The sequence below is a fragment of the Leptospirales bacterium genome, assembly GCA_019694655.1.
Classification (GTDB): Bacteria; Spirochaetota; Leptospiria; order Leptospirales; family Leptonemataceae; genus SSF53.
Genome location: JAIBBN010000008.1, coordinates 83,577 through 103,989, shown reverse-complemented (window position 1 = coordinate 103,989; position 20,413 = coordinate 83,577). Strand labels below are relative to the sequence as shown.

General features: G+C 59.4%; 15 protein-coding genes and 1 tRNA gene. 5 read left to right on the top strand and 11 right to left on the bottom strand.

What is annotated here, in order from left to right; all coding sequences use genetic code 11:
• The first annotated feature begins 16 nt into the window (after positions 1–16).
• Positions 17–2,140: a flagellar biosynthesis protein FlhA gene (locus K1X75_12365; protein ID MBX7058851.1), complete on the top strand. Its 2,124-nt coding sequence runs from the start codon at positions 17–19 to the stop codon at positions 2,138–2,140.
• A gap of 15 nt (positions 2,141–2,155) precedes the next feature.
• Here the strand turns inward: K1X75_12365 and K1X75_12360 are convergent, their stop codons facing one another.
• On the bottom strand, positions 2,156–2,755 hold the full coding sequence (locus tag K1X75_12360) for a hypothetical protein (protein ID MBX7058850.1): 600 nt from the start codon (positions 2,753–2,755) through the stop codon (positions 2,156–2,158).
• A 136-nt stretch (positions 2,756–2,891) separates the two neighbouring features.
• Between K1X75_12360 and K1X75_12355 the strand changes: the two genes are divergently transcribed.
• Genes K1X75_12355 through K1X75_12345 form a run of 3 tightly spaced genes read left to right on the top strand, consistent with a single transcriptional unit; the run spans position 2,892 to position 5,011 of the window.
• Positions 2,892–3,203 carry a metalloregulator ArsR/SmtB family transcription factor gene (locus tag K1X75_12355; protein MBX7058849.1) on the top strand — a complete coding sequence of 104 codons (312 nt, stop codon included), beginning with the start codon at positions 2,892–2,894 and terminating at the stop codon, positions 3,201–3,203.
• 27 nt (positions 3,204–3,230) lie between these two features.
• The gene (locus K1X75_12350; GenBank protein ID MBX7058848.1) at positions 3,231–4,070 is read left to right on the top strand and encodes a sulfite exporter TauE/SafE family protein; all 840 of its coding nucleotides are present in this window, start codon (positions 3,231–3,233) and stop codon (positions 4,068–4,070) included.
• Between the two features lie 17 nt (positions 4,071–4,087).
• On the top strand, positions 4,088–5,011 hold the full coding sequence (locus tag K1X75_12345; protein ID MBX7058847.1) for an MBL fold metallo-hydrolase: 924 nt from the start codon (positions 4,088–4,090) through the stop codon (positions 5,009–5,011).
• A gap of 213 nt (positions 5,012–5,224) precedes the next feature.
• Here the strand turns inward: K1X75_12345 and K1X75_12340 are convergent, their stop codons facing one another.
• The 7 genes from K1X75_12340 to K1X75_12310 all read right to left on the bottom strand — a co-directional run bounded on the left by K1X75_12340 (position 5,225) and on the right by K1X75_12310 (position 11,218).
• A complete protein-coding gene (locus K1X75_12340; GenBank protein MBX7058846.1) occupies positions 5,225–6,265 on the bottom strand; it encodes a substrate-binding domain-containing protein in 1,041 nt (346 codons plus the stop codon).
• 63 nt (positions 6,266–6,328) lie between these two features.
• Positions 6,329–7,120 carry a GNAT family N-acetyltransferase gene (locus K1X75_12335; GenBank protein MBX7058845.1) on the bottom strand — a complete coding sequence of 264 codons (792 nt, stop codon included), beginning with the start codon at positions 7,118–7,120 and terminating at the stop codon, positions 6,329–6,331.
• 144 nt (positions 7,121–7,264) lie between these two features.
• On the bottom strand, positions 7,265–8,683 hold the full coding sequence (locus K1X75_12330; GenBank protein ID MBX7058844.1) for a sensor histidine kinase: 1,419 nt from the start codon (positions 8,681–8,683) through the stop codon (positions 7,265–7,267).
• Between the two features lie 11 nt (positions 8,684–8,694).
• Positions 8,695–9,426, bottom strand: a complete 732-nt coding sequence (locus K1X75_12325) for a response regulator (protein ID MBX7058843.1) — start codon at positions 9,424–9,426, stop codon at positions 8,695–8,697.
• Between the two features lie 117 nt (positions 9,427–9,543).
• Positions 9,544–9,614: transfer RNA gene (locus K1X75_12320), tRNA-Gly, on the bottom strand.
• Between the two features lie 135 nt (positions 9,615–9,749).
• Positions 9,750–10,487, bottom strand: a complete 738-nt coding sequence (locus tag K1X75_12315; GenBank protein ID MBX7058842.1) for a hypothetical protein — start codon at positions 10,485–10,487, stop codon at positions 9,750–9,752.
• Positions 10,484–11,218 carry a hypothetical protein gene (locus tag K1X75_12310; GenBank protein MBX7058841.1) on the bottom strand — a complete coding sequence of 245 codons (735 nt, stop codon included), beginning with the start codon at positions 11,216–11,218 and terminating at the stop codon, positions 10,484–10,486. Before K1X75_12310 ends, K1X75_12315 begins: the two co-directional genes overlap by 4 nt.
• Positions 11,219–11,430: 212 nt before the next feature.
• Here K1X75_12310 and K1X75_12305 point away from each other — a divergent pair, with 212 nt between their 5' ends.
• Positions 11,431–12,723 (top strand): glucose-6-phosphate isomerase, encoded by a 1,293-nt coding sequence (locus K1X75_12305; GenBank protein MBX7058840.1) that lies wholly within the window; start codon positions 11,431–11,433, stop codon positions 12,721–12,723.
• A gap of 37 nt (positions 12,724–12,760) precedes the next feature.
• Here the strand turns inward: K1X75_12305 and K1X75_12300 are convergent, their stop codons facing one another.
• The 3 genes from K1X75_12300 to K1X75_12290 form a co-directional block, all read right to left on the bottom strand.
• Positions 12,761–13,753: a hypothetical protein gene (locus K1X75_12300; GenBank protein ID MBX7058839.1), complete on the bottom strand. Its 993-nt coding sequence runs from the start codon at positions 13,751–13,753 to the stop codon at positions 12,761–12,763.
• Positions 13,754–13,808: 55 nt separating this feature from the next.
• Complete coding sequence (locus tag K1X75_12295; protein MBX7058838.1) at positions 13,809–19,166, bottom strand: AAA family ATPase; 5,358 nt, start codon at positions 19,164–19,166, stop codon at positions 13,809–13,811.
• Positions 19,167–19,343: 177 nt separating this feature from the next.
• Positions 19,344–20,327 carry a hypothetical protein gene (locus K1X75_12290; GenBank protein MBX7058837.1) on the bottom strand — a complete coding sequence of 328 codons (984 nt, stop codon included), beginning with the start codon at positions 20,325–20,327 and terminating at the stop codon, positions 19,344–19,346.
• Between the last annotated feature and the right edge of the window lie 86 nt (positions 20,328–20,413).

Below are 20,413 nucleotides of genomic sequence, written 5' to 3'. Positions count from 1 at the left end.
GACGGAGAAAGGAGTCATGCTGGAAACGCTTCGAAGATATCTACAGAGCAGCGATATCACGCTGGGAATGGGCGTCATTTTTATTCTGACGCTGATCATCGTGCCGCTTCCGGGCTCTATGCTCGATGGCCTGATTGCGATATCACTGTTGAGCGGAATTTTGATACTGCTGGTGGCCCTTTCTTCGACCAGCCCGGCACAATTTACGGTCTTCCCGACTTTGTTGCTCGTAACCACGGTCTACCGCCTGGCAGTGAACGTTTCGACTACCAGGATGATATTGTCGCAGGGCGCCGGCGCTGATTCCAAGCTGATCACTGTCTTTGGCACCTTTGTGGTCGGCGGCGGCGGCGATACCGGCGGCCTGGTAGTGGGAATCATCATCTTCCTGGTTCTCACCCTGGTTCAGGTCATGGTCATTACCAAGGGCGCCACGCGCGTTTCAGAAGTGGCCGCTCGCTTCGCTTTGGATTCTTTGCCTGGCAAGCAGCTGGCCATCGACTCTGATCTGGCTGCCGGATATATCAACGAGCAGGAGGCGCGACGCCGTCGTGAATTGTTGCAGAAAGAAAGCAATTTCTATGGGGCCATGGATGGCGCCAGCAAATTCGTGCAGGGCGATGTGCGCCTGGGATTGGTGATCATCGCCATCAATATCATTGGCGGATTGATTGTCGGTATGAGCATCCGCGGCGAAGATTTTGCCGGCGCGCTGATTACGTACACGCGCTTCACGATTGGCGACGGTCTGGCGGCGACGATTCCATCGCTGTTGATCTCAACGGCCAGCGGTATTATCGTTTCGCGTTCGGTGGATGAGGAGGCATTGCCGGCCAGTATCCGCAAACAATTGCTGTCCAACCCCCGCTTGCTCTATACCGTCGGCGGATTGATGATCGTTGCCAGTTTGATACCTGGCTTTCCTTTCTTTGCGCTTGCCGGCATCGGCGCTCTGATCATCTACATGGGCGTCCGCATTGAGCGAAGCCTGCGCACGGTGGCGCAGGAAGAAAAGGCGCGCGAGTCGGAAAAGGGCGAAGAACGCAAGCCAGAATCATACCTGCAGCACCTGCGCACCGAACCGCTGGAAGTTGAAATTGGCTATAATTTGATTCCGCTCGTCGATCCTAAGGCCGGCGGTACGCTGCTGGATCAGATTTCCCGATTGCGCAAGCGTTTTGCCATGGAAACCGGCTTGATCGTGCCGCCGGTGCGCATTCGCGATAACATGCATCTGGAGCCTGGAGAATACGCGATCAAGCTACAGGGTAGCGTTATAGCCTCATCCAAATTGGAGCCGGACCGTCTGCTGGCCATTGATACCGGGCGCGTCAGCCAGGCGCTTGATGGCGTGACAGTATTCCGCGAGCCTACCTACGGTCTGAATGCCGCCTGGGTGACGCCGGACCGCAAGGGCGAAGCGGAGAGCGGCGGCTACGATGTTGTTGATCCGGCGACAGTAATCGCTACCCATCTTTCTAATGTAATCCAGAGCAACAGTTCCGAAATCATGGGTCGCCAGGAAGTGCGCAGCATCATCGACAGCGTTCGCGAAGACAACGCCGTGGTGGTGGATGAAGCGCTCAATGAGAAGAAGATCCCGCTGGGCGTCATCCAGACCGTGCTGCAGAATCTGCTCAAGGAGAACGTCAGTATTCGTAACATGGTGCGCATCCTGGAAGCGGTTTCCAATCACGCGGAACGCACGCAGATGGATCCCTATCTGCTAACGGAGACCGTGCGTCAGACCTTGCGCCGGCAAATCGTGGCCGAATACCTGGATGCTGAGAAGAAGTTGCGTTGTATTACCATCGATCCGCAGATTGATCGCCGCCTGCGCGAGGGCATTCACCGCGATCCAGAAGAGGGATTTGTGATGGCGTTGCGTCCAGATTTCCAGGTGGCGTTACGCGAGGCGCTCATTGAGCAATTCCGTGCGGCGCAAAGCGAGGGGCGTCATCCGGTTTTCCTCAGCAGTCGCGCCATCCGCGCCGGAATCTTTTACATACTGGAGCGTCTTCTGCCATCGCGCAATTTTACGGTGCTGGCTCACGAAGAAGTGCCTGGCGACGTTCAGGTCGAGGTCGTCGGGCAGGTCGCTATTCGTGCACGTCAGGAAGAAGAGCAGCCGGCGCCCTGAAGCGCCTGGGGCTGATCAGAAATTACCGTGGCGAACGTCGGAGGCGTGCACAAAAAATAGTTCGGCCTCGGCCAGGTTTGTGGCCAGATCGCCAATGCGCTCCATGGCCTTGGCAATGAAGGCGTCGGCCAGCGGCGGCTGCGATTCGATGATGTGGTCCTCCAGCTCGTCGACCTCGAATTCCAGCTGCATCACCCGTTCGGCGGCGGCCGAATCGGCGCGATTGATGGCGTAGACAGCAAGTTCCAGCGCCTCGCGAGCCCGCTTCGACAGAGTGCGCAGTTCCTCGCTGGCGGCGCCTTTCAATTTGAGAGCCCAGCGGGCTACCGTGCGCGACTCGTCGCCCACCCGCTCCAATTCATTGGCCATGCGGATCGCGCTGAATACATAGCGAAACTGCTGGGCGAAGGGTTCGCGTACGCCAAGTATTTCGACGCATTTCTCATCAATGCGCATCTCCAGCGCATCGACCTGCTTGTCCAGTTGCAGGACGGCGCTCACGTCTTCCGGCCGTCGGCTTTCGAGCGCGTCCAGCGCCAGATCGTAGACCTCCAGGGCGCGCGCCGCCATGTCCGCCACCAGCTGTTTGAGTTCGTCGATATAGATCTGATGCATCGCAAGGCAGAGCCAGAAGGAGGCCGGCCCCTGAGGCAAGCGCTTCCGGAATGCAGATTGTGTCAATTTGGCTCTCCGGGAAACCTTGAGCCGCCTTTGTGCTTGCCAGCTAATTAGAATATTCTAATATGATAATATGGCTGTCGTTTCCAGAAACCGCGCCGAGCGATTGCAGCGCAACGCCGCTCAGGCGGCGGAGCTTTTGAAGTCGATGGCGCACGAGGGGCGCTTGCTGGCCCTCTGCCAGTTGATCGGCACGGAACGCAGCGTGGGTCAACTGGAGGAATCGACGGGGCTGTCACAGTCTGCGCTTTCGCAACATCTTGCCCGCTTGCGCGCCCAGGGCCTGGTGGCGGCTCGCCGCAAGGGACAGTCGGTTTTTTACGCTCTGGCCGACGAGCGCGCTACCCGCGTCATCCAGGCGCTGTACGCCATCTACTGCCAATGAGACGCTGCGGGAAAATGGAGGCCTTCATTGTCTGCTGAGCCAGTGCTATTCTTCAACGCCTGGTCGATGCTTGGCTTCGCTCTGTCTACCGGCGTCGGCATTGCTCTGGGCATGCTGGGCGGCGGCGGTTCGATCCTGGCCACGCCGCTGTTGGTTTACGTCTTCGCCTTGCCTGCCGAGGATGCAATGGGTTATTCGTTGGCTGTGGCCGGCGCCGGAGCGCTGGCCGGCGCCATTCGCTACTATCGGCAGGGGCTGGTAGATTTACGTCGAGGACTGGCCTTTGCTGCGCCCTCAATTCTTGCCGTCTATCTGGCGCGCGCCTATCTGACGCCGGCGATCCCGGAGTTGCTGAACATCGGCGGCTGGCAGATCAGCAAGCGATCGCTGCTTCTGGGCGCCTTTATTCTGGTCATGCTTCTGGCAGCGACGGCGATGCTCTCGCGGCGCCTGGCAATGCGCGAAGGGCGTCTCTGCACTGGTCTGTGCTATGGCGTGCTTGGCGCTGAAGGATTGCTGATTGGCGCTTTTACCGGAATGATTGGCGCCGGCGGCGGCTTTCTGATTGTCCCAGTACTTACGCGCCTGGCGCGCCTCGAAATTCGTCAGGCGGTTGGCACCTCGCTCTTGATCATTGCGCTCAGTTCCTTGCTGGGTTTTGGCGGAGAAATTCAGCGCAGCGCTGGGATCCAGTGGAGCTTCCTGGGCGTTCTGGTTTGCAGCACCGTAATTGGCATCTGGATCGGCGTTCGCCTGGGCTCGCGCGCGCCGGCCGATGCCTTGCGCCGCGGCTTTGGCGTCTTCACGCTATTGACCGCGCTCGCTATGGCCTTTGCCGAATTTATCGCGCCGCATCTCTTTTCGTGAGTCAGAAGGAGACGACTATGCACATACAAACGTTTTTTGAAGAGGATACGGCGACAGCTTGCTATGTCGTTTCCGACGACCAGGGACGCGCAGCAATCATAGACTCCGTCCTGGAATTTGAAGCCGCCAGCGCTGTCATCACTACGCGTTTCGCAGACATGCTGATTGAGTATGTTCGTCGTCGCAAATTGCGCGTAGAATGGATACTGGAAACGCATGTTCACGCCGATCATCTCAGCGCAGCGTGGTATATCAAAGAACAGATTGGAGGCAAGATTGGTATTGGCGAACACATTCGAGAGGTATTGCACTACTGGGTTCCGTTGTTTCGGGCGGAGGATGAAACGCCACTGGACGGCAGTCAGTTCGATCATCTCTTTGCGGACGGCGAACGCTTTCAGATTGGCAGTCTCGAAGTCGAAGCGCTGCACACTCCCGGTCATACGCCGGCCTGTGTAAGCTACCGCATTGAGGATGCAGTTTTCGTCGGCGACACAATCTTTATGCCCTACGTGGGCACGGCCCGAACCGATTTCCCAGGCGGCGATGCCGGATCGCTCTATGATTCCATTCGCACGCGGATCCTGGCGCTTCCCGACACGACGCGCATTTTCACCGGTCACGATTACCCGCCGGCAGGCCAGGCCCCAGCCTGGCAGAGCACAGTCGCCGAGCAGCGGCGGACCAATCTGCTGCTGGCCGACGGCGTTGAACGCAGCGAGTACATCGCCCGGCGCAATGAACGCGATCGCGGCAAGGCGGCGCCGCGTTTGCTCTTACCCTCTTTGCAGGTGAATTTGCGAGCCGGTCGTCTGCCGAGGGCTGCGGGCAACGGACAGCGCTATTTGCAAATACCATTGCGCGGCGCCTGGGCGGCGGCCCAGAATGCCGACGGATCATCCGCCGAAATGCAGAGCGCTCGTGCCAGGAGCCGGCGCTAGGCCCGGCTCTGCGCGACAGGAGGTCGCGCCATTCGCAAAGCGAATGTGAGGAACGGTTAATAAATTCATGCGAATTCTCCGAGGAATTCGCCATTGACGCAGGCAATGCAGTGAATTTTGAAAACCGTTCCGTTTGTTCCAAAACCCCGCGGACGGGGTTTTGGAACCTGCTCTAAGTGAGCAAATCGTTCGCTTCTGAAATGCCGGCAGCGCTCAAGGCGAGGCGGGCAGAGCGGTCGGTGTAGAACCGGCGCCGATTGCGTGCGTCGTGGCGCGCAAGTAGTCATTCAATCGCTGCTGGGCCTGCGCAAGTTCCGAACCGGCCAGGGCATAGAGGCCCAGCGGCGCCAGGCGCTCCTGTCCTGCTCCCAGGACATAGCGCAAGAACTGCTGCGTTGCAGCCGATGGGGCGCGAGCAGCGGACGGCGGAAGCACAATGTAAAAATAGCGCCGTAGCGGATAGCGTCCAGATTGGATGCTTGCCGTATCCGGCATGATGGCGCCGTTGTCGGTAGTGAGCGCGAGCATCCGCAACCCGTCGCCAAGCTCCGCCGGCCGCGCGTAGCCAAAACCATGCCTGGAGCGCGCAACGGCGTCAGCCAGCGTGAGCGGACCGGACTCTTCGCGGACACGATCCGATATGTTTTGCAATTGCAAAGCTTCCTTGAACCAGCGGTAGCGATCGGAGGCCGTATTCAAGCCGTGCAGGGAAAGATCGCGTTCGGCCCATTCGGCATTGGCGCTGAGTTCAGGAAAGACCTGGGAGAGAATGTGCGGCCCCTCGCCATAGAGTTGTTGCAATTGTTGGCGTGAGACGGCGTGCAACGGCGATTTTGCGGGAACAATGATGGCCAGAGCCTCAATGGCAACGGGCAGGGAAACTGGAGCGCTTCCCTCCCGGCGTACAAAGGAATCGATTTCACTGTCGCTCAGCGGGCGGCTCATCGCCGCCATCTCACAAACGCCATCCAGCAACGCGCCAGGGGCGACGCCATTGCCGCGCCCCTCATGCTGCGGGTTCTGCGGTCCGTCGATCGCGCCCTGTATTCGGCGAAAGTCATCACGCCAGGCATCCATCGCATCGTTGAGTTCCTCGCTGCCGACGCTGCAAAAACCGCCCGCGTAGGGCCTTGCGGCCTCTTTGCACTGCGGCAGGCCGGCCAGCAGAAGAAATATCAGGGGCGGGAGCAGCCAGCGGGCTTTCGGCCTGTATCCGCTACCGCCGCCTGCGGCGCTGCGTCTCTGTTCCTGCATGCAGGAAAGCAGCGTTGCAGGCCGGGCGTCGGTCAAATCATTTCAACGAATTAGATCGAGCGCTCAGCTGATGCGAATCGAATCGTTGTTCATGTAGTGGCGTCCGTAGCGATTATCGATTTCAGTCCGGTCGAAGATCACAAAGAAATCCGTGGTGCCAAAGACATGATCATAGGCTGGGTATCCATTGATAAAGGAACCAGCGCGGATGTATCCTTTAATCAGCGGCGGAATCTGCTTGGAGATTGCTTTGAGATCTTCAATGCGATGCTCTGGATCAAAGCCGGCGATCTGGTATGCCGGAAGCGGCTTTGCAAAGAAACCGACATCTCCGGAAAGGGCGCCTTTCTCGCGCAGGAAGGCGTAAATTCGATTGGCATCGGCTGGATCCTGGCTGTGCACCGAGCCGCATCCACAAAGATAGCGAACGTTAAATTCGCGCATATAGGCGGCCAGTCCCATCCAGAGGTGGGTGATGACCGAGCCATCGCGATACTCCGGGTGCACACAGCTGCGGCCGATCTCCGCAACCTCGCCATCCAGGTCGTAAATTCCGGAAATATCAAATTCGGTCTGGCTATAGAAGCCCTCGTGCGCCGCCGCAACCGAGCGCCTGAGCAGACGGTAGGTTCCAACAATTTGATTCTCGCGCGCCCGATCGACAACGATCAGGTGATCGCAATAGAGATCAAAGCGATCCCGGTCCTTTTGGGTTGCGTGCGATTCGGGCAGGCCCTCCTGCAACTCTACGTTAAAGATGTTGTAACGCAGCTGCAGAGTCTCTTCAATCTCCAGCTGGTTTTGGGCCAGGCGGACCGCCAGTTGTCGCGCCGTTTTCATTGTCATACCGGACATAGGGCTTCTCCTGTGGAACCTCGAGGAGCTGCCTGAGGCTCACCACGCCCCGACAATCTCTGAGAAACAAGACATTTCCGTGACGACGCGCTGACAGCAACACTTTCGCGGCCTTAAAAACTCACGTTTGTCAGCGAAAAAAAGTCAAAATGGCGCACGGATCGCTGTAACCGAGGGACCTTTGGCGTTACGCTGCTGAAGCGGCAGGGTCGCCCGGAACAAAGCGCCGCCGCCCGCTGCGGCAAGGGCGGCAACGTTGCCTGAATGCAGGCGGCTGATCTGTCTGACAATGCTCAATCCCAGGCCGGTGCCGCCCTGCACCCGGGAACGGTCGCGATCGACGCGAAAGAAGCGTTCAAAGATCTTCTCGCGCAATTCCGGGGGCACGCCGGGGCCGCTGTCCTCGACCTCAAAGATGGCGCAATCGCCATTGGCATTCAGCTTGTAGCGTACGATGATTTCACTGTTTTCCGGTCCGTAGCGCGAGGCATTGGAGATTAGATTGACCAGCAGGTGCTCCATCAACAAAGGATCGGCTTCCAGCTCCAGGCCGGCTTCGCCCTCAAGGCGCAGGCGCTGCTTTTTTTGTTCTAATGCGCCCTGAACCAGGGTGGCGATATGTTGTGTGTATTCCGCCGCCGCCAGGCGCTGCGGTTCAAAGGGGAAACTGCGCGATTCAAGCGAAGAGATTGTCACCATGTCTTCGATGATCGCTTCCATGCGCACGACGTTGCGCAGTATGCCCACCAGAAATCCGCGCTGCGTCTCGCGCTCCTCACGGGCTGCCAGCGTCTCGGCGTAGCCGCGGATGCTGGTAATTGGCGTTTTCAATTCATGACTGGCGTTTTGTAAGAAGTCCTCGCGCAGCCGTCGGGCATTGGACTCCTGAGTGCGATCCTGCACCAGTATCAAAAGCAGGTCGGCCTCTGGCTCCACGCGTACTGGATAGCCCTCGACGTGAAAGGAACGTTGGCGCAAGCTCAGCTCCAGTTGCATGGCCTGCGTCTGCCCTTGCTCGTTGCGCTGGCGGACCATTTCGTGCACCAGCTCCAGAAGCGCGCTATTTCGAATCGCTTCGATATAGCTTTTGCCAGTTGAATCTTCTGCCGCCAGATCGGGATGAAGCGCGCGGTTGCGAAAAATGATGACTCCCTCTCGATTCAGGCAGAGCGCGCCGTCGCGTAGCGTATCGAGCAACGAAGCCAGCAATTCCTTTTCGATTTTGTGTCCGGCCAGCTCCGCAGAAAGGCGGTAGAGCAAACTGTCCAGCTCCCGGGCCACTGTGTCCAGTTCGTGTACCGAGCTGCGCAGCAAAAGACTGGATGCCGGCGCAGGGAAACTCTTGATGCGTCGGTAAAGCGACTCCAGCGGGGACACCACATTGCGCGCAGCGGCCACGGACAGCACCAGCGCCAGCAGGATGGCGGCCGACAGAACCAGGGCAAAGGCGCCGCGCGATTGACTGATGGCGGCGGTCAGGTCCAGCCCCAGGGCCAATCCCAGCACAAAGATGCCAATCACCAGCAGATGAAAAAGGAAGATGCGAAGAAATAGATTGCGCATGCCGCCGGCGATCAGTTCGCGCTGCGGAAGCGATAGCCGACGCCGCGCACGGTCTCCAGGCGTTCCTTCTCATCGCCCAGTTTTTCGCGCAAGCGCTTGATGTTCACGTCGACGGTTCGGTCGGAGACGTAGACGTCGCGGCCCCAGACCCGATCGAGCAGCCGGTCCCGGGTGAAGGCAATCTCGGGGTTTTCCATGAAGAGCTTCAACAGCTTGTATTCGATCAGCGTCAAATCCGCCAGCTCCCCGCGCACCATGACGCGATGGGCGGCAGTATCCATCTGGATTGTCCCGATTTCCAGAGCGCCGCTCCGGGATTCGGCAACCGCTTGCCGCCGCCGCAGAACGGCGCGCAATCGAGCAATCAACTCGCGCGGGCTAAAGGGTTTGCGCACATAGTCGTCGGCGCCAATTTCCAGACCGAGTACAGCGTCGGTTTCGCCGCTGCGGGCGGTGAGCATGATAATCGGGACATCGTAGCGCGCCTTCACTTTCTTGCAAAAGTCCAGACCGTTGATGCCTGGCAGCATCAGGTCCAGGATGATGGCGTCGGGCAGGCTGCGCTCCAGGCGATTCCAGGCATCAATCCCGTTTTCAGAGACCGTAACCAGAAAGCCTTCTTCTTCCAGGTTGTAGCGAATGATATTGCAGATATCGATCTCGTCATCGACCACGAGAATACGATAGCCATTGAGGGTGCGAGCATCGGGACGAGCGGGGCTGCGCGGTTCGGCCGTTGACATGAATGCTTTCATCCTGCGTCGGAGGACGGACCGGTGTCCGCTTCCTGTCATAGAAGACGCCGGAATTATTACAAACCAATGTCGGACAGATTACTTCCCGAACCGGAGTGAAAGCTGAGCGGGTGAAGGGACTCGAACCCTCTCCAGAAGCTTGGAAGGCTGCTGTGCTACCGTTACACTACACCCGCAATAGACTGGCGTCTGATCGCCGCGAAGAGCCGGAATCGGACTGCCAGGGCTCGCTGTCAAGGGAAACGCCAAAGGGCGGCTGCCGCATCAGGAGGGCCGCCGCATCAGGACGGCCGCCGCGCCAAAGCCGCAGGTCATTCGCCGCCGCCGGCCGGCTCGTCGTAGTTCACTTCAAAGATGTCATAATTTGTATCGTAGATCGTGGCTACATAGGCGACTGAAACGCCGAAATTGTACTGCACCGAGGAAGCCATCGCTTTGGTGATAAACTCGGCCATCTCATCGCTGCGCAGCGAGAAGGGGTGCACCTTGCGCTTGGTTGCATCCAGGTAGAGGCCCTCCCAGGTATTGATGGTCACGCCTCTGCGCTCGAGACGTAGAATGCGCCCATAAACTGAGAAGTTGCGTTTCCCTCCAGACTTTTCAATGGCCAGTTTATGCGCCAGACCCTCGGGAATTGCCTCGGACCATGGTCGAGCTTCGAGTATTTCAAAATCAGTGTTCAGCGCAATCGGCGTAATCAGGTGCTTCTTGTAGTGGATCAGCATCTCGCGCCCGACGTTGGTACGCATGAAGTTGGATGCCTCTTTTGTTTCGTCGCTGATACTGAAGGCGATCGAATCCAGGCGCGGCGTATAACAGGCGTTGTCCGTTTCCTGACATTCTTCCGTTGGATCAAAGGAGGCCCACTGCAGTTCGCCTTCCCAGCTATCCCAGATGACGCCGCTCGATTCCATCTTAACCAGACGAACGACAGCATATCCTTCGGCATAGCTGCCCAGCGCCGGCGCAGGCCGCGCCGGCAGCAGAAGAAGCATCATCAACGCCAGCGGCCCAAGGCGCCGCAGCGTCTTGCGCGCGTCACAGATCATTCTTCAGGCGCCCCGGCGCTCTCATTGAAATTGATCTCAAAAATATCAAAGTTGGAGTGGCGCAGACCGCTGACATAGGCTTCGGAGACGCCCAGATAGTAGAGACCGCTGGTCTGGATCACGCGCTCGATATGCGCAGCCATGTTCTCATCGGTTACCGAAAAGGGGTGTACCTTATTGGTATGACTGTCGAGGTACAGGCCCTCATAGGTCTTCACTGCAGTGCCCTCGCTGCGGAAGCTGAGGATGCGGCCCTGCACGGAAAAATTTCGACGGCCGCCGGTCTGGCGTACAACCATGCGTTCGGGCAAATCCGCCGGACGGGCGTCGGCGAAGACGACCTCCAGCACTTCGTTACTGCTGCCGAGGGCGGCCGCTTCCACGCGGTGAATCCGGTAGCGAATCAATACGGTCTTGTCTACAGCGGAGCGCAGCGCATTGACCGCATCGCGCGTTTCGGGACGCACGCTGAAGCTCATGGTCTCCCGCGTGGGCGTGTAGCACTGATGGTCCTCGTCGTTGCAGCTTTCGTCCTTGTCGTAGGAGACAATTTCACCGGTCCCTTCGAAAGAATTGAACAGCACGCCGCTTGACTCAAACTTCTTGATGGTGATTTCAACCCAACCTTCGGCATAGCTGCCCAGAGCAAGAGCAGGCGAAGCCAGGGATCCGATGAGAGCGATAGCCGCCAGCGATACGAGGCGCAATGGCGTAGTCGAACGAAGTTTCATAGTGCTTTCTCCTGAAGTTGCGGGCCCAGCCGCGCCACGCGCATGGCTGGTTCATCTCAGTGGACGCCCCGACCTCCAGCAAGGTTCAGCGCCGGCGCTTGTAAAGCCGGATTCCAGCCGGCGCCCCGGGCGGCCAGCAATACAAATTCTGGCTGCATTCTGCAGCCGCCTGCGCTGCTCTGCCGCATCGCAAGCGCAGGCGGGATGAAAAGGTGAAGCATACGATTCTGGAAGAAATCAAACTCGACTTTCAATACGCGGATCCAAAGCGGGCCGCGGCGCTAGGCGCTGATGCTGCAGCCGCTCGGGGCGTGCTGGAATCGCGCAAAGGACCCGGGTCGGACTATCTGGGTTGGCTCGATTTACCGGGGAACATTCAAAGCGATCTGACTGCTATTCAGCAAGCCGCTGAAGAAGCCCGCAAGTCCGAGGCCCTGGTTTGCGTTGGCATTGGCGGCAGCTACCTGGGCGCCCGTGCGGTGATCGAGGCGTTGCGCGGTCCGCTGCGCGGCGGATTTCCGGTTTATTTTGCCGGGCATCAGCTGGACGCGCGCTACCATCAGGATCTGCTCAAGCTGCTGGAGGGGAAGCGTTACGCCGTAAATGTGATCTCCAAGAGCGGAACGACTACGGAACCGGGCGTCGCCTTTCGCTTGCTGTGGCGCGATCTGAGTGCGCGCTATGATGGCGCAACCTTGCGCAAGCTGGTCTTTGCCACCACCGATGCAAAAAAAGGCAGCCTGCGCAAGTTGGCCGACCAGGCCGGTTTGCAGACCTTCGTAATTCCCGATGACGTCGGCGGTCGCTTCAGCGTGCTCACACCCGTTGGCCTGCTGCCGATAGCCGCTGCAGGGCTGGACATCGCCGCACTGGTTGGCGGCGCCGCAGAAATGGCGCGCGCCCTGCGCGACGAATCCAATGCCGGCTACGATGCCAACCCAGCGCTACAGTATGCCTGCTACCGCAACAGCGAATACCGCCGCGGTCGAAAGATTGAGATCATGGCCAGCTACCAGAGCGGCCTTTCCATGTTCCATGAATGGTGGAAGCAGCTCTTCGGCGAATCGGAGGGCAAGCAGGGACGCGGCATTTTCCCGGCCTCTGTCTCGTTGAGTACAGACTTGCATAGCATGGGACAGTGGATGCAGGATGGAGAGCGAAGTATCTTTGAAACGGTTCTCGATATCATCGACGAACCCGGGCCAACGCTCTTTTCCCAGGACAATGACGATGACGGCTTGAACTATCTGGCCGGTCGTTCGCTGCATCAGGTCAATCGTACTGCTCTGGAAGCGACGCTACAAGCGCACCATTCAGGGGACGTCGCCTGCTTGACGCTGCGCATTGCGCGATTGGATGAGCGTATTCTCGGCGCGTTGCTTTATCTCTTCGAGTATTCCTGCGGTATTTCGGCCTACATGCTGGGCGTAAATCCCTTCGATCAGCCGGGAGTCGAAGCCTACAAAAAGAACATGTTTCGATTGCTGGGCAAGCCAGGCGCCTGAGGGCGTCGGCGCTACTGGTCGAGGCGCAGCACAGCCGCTATTGCTGATAAAAGACCTCCAGTGCGGGAAAGCGCTGGCGGATCAACTCGCTCTTCAGCGGTTCATACTCGAAGACTTCGCCCTGAGACGACGTGGCCCGAAGGATGTAGCGGTGTCCAAGTTTCTCGCTTAAGTGGTAGTGGCTGACCAGTTCCGCTGCGTCCTCCGCCCAGATGCGCGAAGCGTAAAGCGAAACGAAGGGCGACCCGGAGAGCTGACGATAGAGGTCCGCCGATTGCGCCAGCGGAATCCGCGGACCGTTGTGAAAGCCATAGAAAGTAATCTGCGCGCGCAGCGGAAAATCATATTCGGGCTTTGGACGACTGTAGTCCAGCCAGTAGTCGCGCGCCAGATTGGCCACTGGAGCGATGCGCTGCTGGAGCTCGCGCGAACCGGGCTCCGTGTAGGGCGTAACGCGCAAGGTATAGTCGACGGCATGCGTCAACTCATGCACTGCTAAATAAGTCCAGGCGCTCTCATCTCCGCCCACTTCAATATCAAAGCTGGCGCCGGAGCGGTCCTCGATAAAATTGGTGCGCTCGCGCTGCAGAATGATCTCGCGCGCCGACATCCGTAAGATCCGCGGATGAAAGGCCAGAAAACAGTAGAGCGAACCATCTTCATCGACTACCCAGTCGGCCAGACCGTTGGAAGCAAAATCTTCGATGAAGTAGAGTCCGACGACCCGCCGCTGCAGGACGGCGCGGTGCAGGGGCGGGAGTCTTTCCAGACCGGCGCGAATGGAGGCTCGCTCTGCAGCTGTGGGCAGATAGGCGCGGTAGGATCGCTCATCGATCTCTTCCAGATAGCGCAGGGTTGGCGCCGGAGGCAAGGTTATCCGCGAAAGCGGATCGGAAGCGGGATTGAAATGGTAGGCGCCAAGCGCACGAACCGAAGGAATTTCCGATGCACTTGATTCGAAAAAGCGCAGCTGACAGGCGCCGGGCAGCGCCAGCGCCAATGCCAGTGCAATCTTCCAGGCGGCGCGCATCAGGCAAGTATGCAGCCGCAGCGCCGCTGGCGGCAATCCTTTTCGAGGTCTGGCCTTACTTTCGCCGCATGATGGCGACGCCGTCCCAATCCTCGGGGACGCCGGTCTGCAGCAATTGCTGGCAACGCAGCGCAAAGACGCGCGCCGAAAGGTCCGACGGATCGCCGGTCAGGATGGCGGCGAAGGCTTTTTTGGCGGCGGCAAAATCACGAGCGAGGTAGAGCCCGCGCGCCTCTTCAAACTTCTCAATATTGGCGATTCTCTTTTCAAATGCCGGAATTCCCAGCGGAAGCGCCTCGTAGATCCGCGCCGGCGCCTTCTTGCCTTTGACCTGAACCAGGTCGAGTTCGCGGATCCTGGTCTCAGCATGCTCGACGCCGGCGACCATGCTCTCGCTCAGTATGATTGCAGCGCCGTAGATCTTGGTCAAGCCCTCCAATCGCGAAGCCAGGTTGACAGCGTCGCTGATCACCGTACCCTCCATGCGGTTGGCCTCGCCGATAACGCCCAGCATCAAATCTCCGCTGTTCAGCCCGATGCCAACCTGAATCGGCGCGTAGCTTTGCCGGGCGCGATGCATGTTGTACTCAGCCACTGTCTGCTGCATGCGTATCGCGGATTGCAATGCGCTGGCGGGCGCCGCAAATAGGGCCATGACGGCATCGCCAATGTACTTATCGATAAAGCCTCCGTGCTCTCGCACCACCGGCCCGATTCGATTCAGATAACTGTTGATAAACTCAAAATTTTCCTGAGGAGACATCGATTCTGATAGTGCGGTAAAGCCGCGAATGTCGCTGAACAGCACCGACATTTGTCTGGCAATGTTCTGGCCCAGTTCCACCTGCGTCAGCGAGCTGCGTCCCAGTATTTGAAGAAATTCAGACGGCACAAAACGAGTCGCTGCTTCGGTAAGCGCCGTCTGTTCCTGCCGCGCCTGTCGCTCATCAGAAAGCGCCTGCTGCAGATTGGAATAGAGCCGTGCATTTTCCAGCGACGCCGCCATCTGGGTAGCAAGCATCGAAAGCGCATCCTGGCGGCTGCTGCTGAAGGCGCCGGCTGCGCTGTTGTTTTCCAGGTAGAGTACGCCCAGCAGTTGGCCCTGCAGCAAGAGCGGGTAAGATAGCGCCGATCGCACCCGATTTTGTTGAATATAAGGGTCTTCGCGCAACTCAGCTTCGGTGAAGGCCTCGGCAATGACGGCGGGTTGCCGCGTGCGTTCAGCCAGCCGGAGCAGACTGGCCGGGGCGCGGCCGGAGTTTTCCAGTTTCAGATCGAGAGAAACGTCGGCGCTGTCGCGGTTGACCTGTCCTTCGGCGACAATGCGCAATTCGCCTTCTCTTGGCAGTGCCAGGATGGCGCGCTGCGCGCCGGCGTTTTCCATGACGATGCGCAGCATGCGCTGCAGAAGACTGCCCAATTCCAATTCGCCGCTGATGGCCTGCGAGGCCTTGAGTACGCTGAGCGCATCCAGAGCGCTGCCCGAGGGGGCGGGGCCTGGCGCCCCTTTCGTCGCATCCTGTCGATTCAGATTGTGCAGAAGCTCAGCATGCTCCAGTTCAATGTCGCTGCATCGAGCGCCATAGCCCGCTGCGCGATAGTCGCGAACGGCATCGCCCATGTAGAGTCCGGCAATGCGCGCCTTGCCGAGGTCCAGAAAGTAGCGCGCCGCCAGCTCCGCCGCCTGCGCCGCATGAGCCAGAAAGCCGCGTTCACGCGCCAGCTGTGCGGCGCCATCGTAGCATTCCATTGCTCGGCCGTGCTCGGCGGCCAGGCGCGCCTCTTCCGCAACCAGCAGCAGATGCAGATGCTCGAAGTTCAGCGGCGAGCGTTCACGCCAGTCCGCAAGCTGCACCTGCCGCTTTTCAAAATCGGCGGAGAGCTCGCGACGCCTGGAGGCAATTTTCTCGCTGCGCAGCAAGCCAGCACAGGCCACGCCGTGGTGGAAGGAAAGCAACGGCAGGGCCAGACTGCCGGAAACTGCCGCGCCAAATTCCTCTGCCAGCCGCCCCTGTTCCACCGCCAGATCGTAATGTGCGAAGTTGCCGGCCAGCAGCGCGCGGCAAAAATGAGAGTAGAATAGTCCGCTGCTATTTCCGGCCTCCTTCCAGCGTCGCTCCGATTCATCCTGTTTGAATCGTGTGCCGGTCAGTCTGGTTCGATTGCGTTCCGCACCAGCCAGGTTGAGCGTCGTTTGCCAGAACAGCCCGTTCAATTCCAGAGCAAAGTTCTGCCCGGTTTTGAACAGTGCATTGTAATGGCGTTCAATGCGAATCTGCAGTTGATCCAGAGGCGTGCAGCCGGTCCAGAGCTGGACAGCCAGCATCAGCCAGTAGGACTGAGCGGCAAAAACCAGGTCGCCAGTCTCCTGTGCGGAGCGCGCTGCTTGCAGAAGCGTCTCCTCCAATTGTTGCACCGGGTTGCGCCAGTACTGTAGAAAGGCGGCGTATTCAAACAGGATGCGCCCGTGCACCTCGCGCGCGCCCAGTTTTTCGGCCAGATCAATAGCCGTCCGACCGTAGAGCTCTGCGCACTCAATATCGCGCAACTCGCTGGCGACAAAGCTGGAGGCGCTGGCCATCGCCTGGGCCACCGCCGGCGCGACGCCCTGTTTGCCGATCTCCAGAATAGCGGCCAGAGATTCGCCGTACAGCGGACTGGCAATGACCCGGGCCGGCATGCCCAATTGTACCAGCGATTTCAAGCGTGCGCTGTCTTCGCTGCCGCTCAGCGTCTTGCTGCGCAGCCAGTCCTCCGGCCGCTTCAGGCGCAGCAGTTTACGCAGGCGTTCCGATTGGCGGCGCCGCTCCTTACGCCGCGAGCTATCCAGCGCCACGCCCAATTCTGCACAGGCGGCGGCCGCAGCCTGCACAGCCAGATCCGGTCGATCCTTTCCCAGTGCGACGGCCACTCGCGTTTCGAAGACGGGCAACTTTTCCTGGCCGCTGCGTGCATGCCGCAATACATTCTCGAAGCGCTTTTCTGAACGCGGCAGATCGCCGAGTACGTAGTAGGTCGCCCCCAGTTCCTGCTCAAATTGGATGTAAAGTTCGTAGGCCTCCGCAACAGCATTGCGCGGAAGAAAGTCGGCGCCAATGGCAAAGAAACGCAAGGCCTCTTCATGCGCGCTGGCGCGTTTGGCGCGTCGGCCAGCCTGCAAGTCAAGTTGCGCGACCTGCAAACGCTCGACGCTATCAGTCAGCAGGTCTCTGGCGGCGTTGAGGTGCTCGACGATTTCGATGATTCGTTCATCCCGTTCGGCAAAACTCAAATGTTGCAGTAGCGTGCGTCCAATTCGCAGTCGCTGTTCCAGTTCCTTCTGCTCGCTAAAGAGAGCGCGCGCTCCCTGCAGAAATCGATCGTGAAGAAAACTAAAGTAAACTGATTTGGCGCTTTCATCGCCATCCTGAACATATTTATAGCTGGAGTCGCGCGGCGATATCAGGCCGGCCTGGGCCAATTCCAGTAACTTCTGCAGGGTCTCTAGCGGCGATTGCCCCCAGGCGAGGGATACGAGGCGCAGATTGAACTTTGCGCCCATGCAGGCGCAAAGCAGCAGCAGCCCCTGAAGCTCGGGACCCAATTGGTCCATGCGCTGCTGTACAAGCGCCAGGGCATCCAGCGAAAGTCCGCCGGAGCGCACCGCTGCCAGATCCCATCGCCAGCGTCTGCTCTCGGCGTCGAAGTAGAGCTTGCCTTCGCGATGCAGACTGCGCAGCAGTTCTTGCATCAGAAACGGATTGCCCGCGCTTCGTTCCAGAAAGGCGCGCGCCAGTTCGTCCAGTTCGCCGGGCGGCGCCTGGATGGCATCTGCCAGAAATCGCATCGTATCATCGAGGCTGAGCGGCGATAGCGGCAGGGTCTCGGTTTGCACGCTGGCAGCGGCAATGTCCGCCAGTGCGGAACGCAGCGGATGATCGCTGCCGACCTCTTCTTCGCGGTAGGCGCCAAACAGAATGATGCCGCCGCTGTCTGGATCGGACATCAGCACGTGCAGCAGGTCCAGCGTCGGTCGATCGGCCCATTGCAAATTGTCGAGGAATAGTATCAACGGTCGCCCGGGGGTTTCCAGGGCGCGCACCAGATTGCGAAAGAGATGATGCAATCTATTCTGCGCTTCGGCTGGCGGAAGTTCCGCTACCGGCGCCTGGTCGCCAAGGACCAGAGCAAGTTCTGGAATAAATTCCAGCAGCGCTCCGCCGCTCAGTCCAAGCAATGAAAGCAAACGCTCGCGCCATTGTTGCAACGCTCCGCTGCTTTCGCTGAGCAAACGCCGCACCCAGATTTGCAATGCTTCGGCCAGAGCGCTGTAGGGCTGATCGCGGCGAAGCTGGTCGAACTTGCCGGACAGAAAGACGCCGCCGCGCCGAGCAATTGGCTTGTGCATTTCGTTGACCAGCGCTGTCTTTCCAAGCCCGGAGGCGCCGGTGACCAGAAATACCAGGCGTCGACCGCTCATCGCGGCCTCAAAAGCCTCGGCCAGTCTGATCAGTTGCTCATCGCGTCCGTAGAGGCGCTGTGGAATCTGCAATTGATCAGAAATATCCTCTTCGCCCAGGTCGAATTCGGTTACGAAGCCCTGATTGGCCAGCGAGGTCTGGGCGCGCCGCAGGTCTGCAGCCAGGCCGGCGGCGGACTGGTACCGCTCCTCGGGGGCCTTCTTCAGCAGCTTCAACAGCAGCGCTTGCAGCAGCGGAGGAACATCCTCGCCGGCCGCGCTGCGCAGCGGCGCATCGGGATTACGCGCCAGGTGACTGTGTACCAATTCCAGAGGGTCCGTGCTGATAAAGGGCGGTCTTCCACAAAGCGCATGATAGAGCGTGGCCCCGGCGGCGTATAAATCGGCGCGATGATCGACAGTTCGATTCATGCGACCGGTTTGTTCCGGCGAAAGATAGGCCAGCGGTCCTTCCAGCGACAGTTCAGCGACGTCCGTCGACGATTCGAGGCTCAAGCGTGCGGCAAAACGGAAATCGCCAACCTGCAGCGCTGCGCTTTCGCGATTCCAGAATATGCATGCCGGCGAAAGCGACCGATGGACGATTCCGGCCTTATGCAGGGCTTCCAAAGACGCGGCCAGCGCCAGGGCCAGCGAGAGAAACTCAGCGATAGAAAGCGACGACTGTGCAAGGCTGTTTGCCAGCAAAGGACCGCAGGGCGTGGCCAGGGCGAGAACAAAGCCGTTGGGCGCCGGTTCCAGGGAAAGTCCGCGGAGTGCATATTGCTCAGGTAGAGCGGATGAAAGTTCGTATTCGTGTCGCAGCAGGGCCACATCGCGCGCTTCCGGACGCTTCTGTCGCAGACTTTTCAGAAGAACGCGAGCGCCATCGCGCTGTCGGACCGAGCTGCGAAAGATGGCCCTTTCATCTTCAAATAGTATGTCGCCTGTATCGTAGCCTGCAACGCCATTCATGTGACAGAATCTCTAGCGCCTGCCGTAGCGAGCGGGCGCCGTCGTCATTCAAAGCCTGACAGGAGGCCGCGCCTTACCACTAGAATTTCGAGAAATTCAATCATCGCTTGTAGCCTGGCAAGAATTTGGTCGTCGTGGCCGGGGCAAAGCAATTCGTCGCCGGCGCTTGCAGCAAGATCACCGGGAACAGTCGGGAAAAAAGGGAGCGCTGATGCTTGCTCCGCGAGGCCAGCTTTCGCCGGAAATGATGGCGCGATCGGCCTGCAACAATTGCAACGTCTCGCGTTGATAGGCGGCGAGAAAGCAGCGTCGATTTCCGTGCGGACTTGCCGACGCCGCGTTTTGCCGGCAGGCGGCAAGGCCCAGTTCATCGATCGCCTTCAAATCAATGGCGGCGCCAGGCGCAGCAAAGGCCCCCCATGCCGCCCCCAGTACAAAGAGCGTAGCCCCGAAATGACGCGGAAGGCTGCACTCCGCTCGCTTTAGCAATGCTCCCACTGCCTCGCGACAGGCCTGGTAGTCTCCGCTGGCGCCCGACCGACAGCTGGAGCTGCTGCGCTGGTCTGGCAGCCGCGCATAAATTTCATTGATACCGCAAGGGGTGCTGCGCGGCATCTGCACTCCATCCGCATATTGTACCGTCGCGCCGCCTGTTTCCAGAATCGCATGGTCGTCCGCGCCTCGCTCCAGTTGCACCGTCAGCCAGGCAAATTGCGCTTCCTGTTCGCCGCTGATCACGGCGGCGCTGCTTACAGTACCCGGCAAGAGATCGCGCAAGGCCTCGCCTGCCAACTGCATCTTCTGCTGCGCCTGTGCTGCGGGCAAACGTCGAAAGCCGCCGGTAGCCAGCAGCGCTGCCCGGGAGATTCTGTTCGGCCCTGCCGATCGCCACGGCGTCAGCGACTGCTCCAGTTGCTGGCGAATTGCTCGCGCGTCGGGCGCCTCTGCCAGACCTCCCTCCGTTCGGAAGCAAGCGCGCGCCGGCCGCACTTGGCAGCGGCATGATGTCAGACTGCAGCTCTTGCCTACGAGGAAGGCGCAGGCGCGCAGCCCGGAGGAGCCGGCATCAAGGACCAGTCGCAGTTCTTCGGCATCATCATGCCTGGCCGGCAAGCATGCCAGCAGGCCTAACACGAATAAAAGGCCTGCAACTCGCTTCATCGGTTGCTGCTGTGCAACGCCAGGCCCGCCAGGGCAAGATATTTCAAAGCTTCGCCTGCCGTCAAAAAGGCTTGCTGCCAGCGCAG

What these genes read in the sequence shown, in the direction of transcription:
- K1X75_12365 (MBX7058851.1), top strand. Translation starts at nt 17, where the DNA reads ATGCTGGAAACGCTTCGAAGATATCTACAGAGCAGCGATATCACGCTG.
- K1X75_12360 (MBX7058850.1), bottom strand. Translation starts at nt 2,755, where the DNA reads ATGCATCAGATCTATATCGACGAACTCAAACAGCTGGTGGCGGACATG.
- K1X75_12355 (MBX7058849.1), top strand. Translation starts at nt 2,892, where the DNA reads ATGGCTGTCGTTTCCAGAAACCGCGCCGAGCGATTGCAGCGCAACGCC.
- K1X75_12345 (MBX7058847.1), top strand. Translation starts at nt 4,088, where the DNA reads ATGCACATACAAACGTTTTTTGAAGAGGATACGGCGACAGCTTGCTAT.
- K1X75_12340 (MBX7058846.1), bottom strand. Translation starts at nt 6,265, where the DNA reads ATGCAGGAACAGAGACGCAGCGCCGCAGGCGGCGGTAGCGGATACAGG.
- K1X75_12335 (MBX7058845.1), bottom strand. Translation starts at nt 7,120, where the DNA reads ATGTCCGGTATGACAATGAAAACGGCGCGACAACTGGCGGTCCGCCTG.
- K1X75_12330 (MBX7058844.1), bottom strand. Translation starts at nt 8,683, where the DNA reads ATGCGCAATCTATTTCTTCGCATCTTCCTTTTTCATCTGCTGGTGATT.
- K1X75_12325 (MBX7058843.1), bottom strand. Translation starts at nt 9,426, where the DNA reads ATGTCAACGGCCGAACCGCGCAGCCCCGCTCGTCCCGATGCTCGCACC.
- K1X75_12315 (MBX7058842.1), bottom strand. Translation starts at nt 10,487, where the DNA reads ATGATCTGTGACGCGCGCAAGACGCTGCGGCGCCTTGGGCCGCTGGCG.
- K1X75_12310 (MBX7058841.1), bottom strand. Translation starts at nt 11,218, where the DNA reads ATGAAACTTCGTTCGACTACGCCATTGCGCCTCGTATCGCTGGCGGCT.
- K1X75_12300 (MBX7058839.1), bottom strand. Translation starts at nt 13,753, where the DNA reads ATGCGCGCCGCCTGGAAGATTGCACTGGCATTGGCGCTGGCGCTGCCC.
- K1X75_12295 (MBX7058838.1), bottom strand. Translation starts at nt 19,166, where the DNA reads ATGAATGGCGTTGCAGGCTACGATACAGGCGACATACTATTTGAAGAT.
- K1X75_12290 (MBX7058837.1), bottom strand. Translation starts at nt 20,327, where the DNA reads ATGAAGCGAGTTGCAGGCCTTTTATTCGTGTTAGGCCTGCTGGCATGC.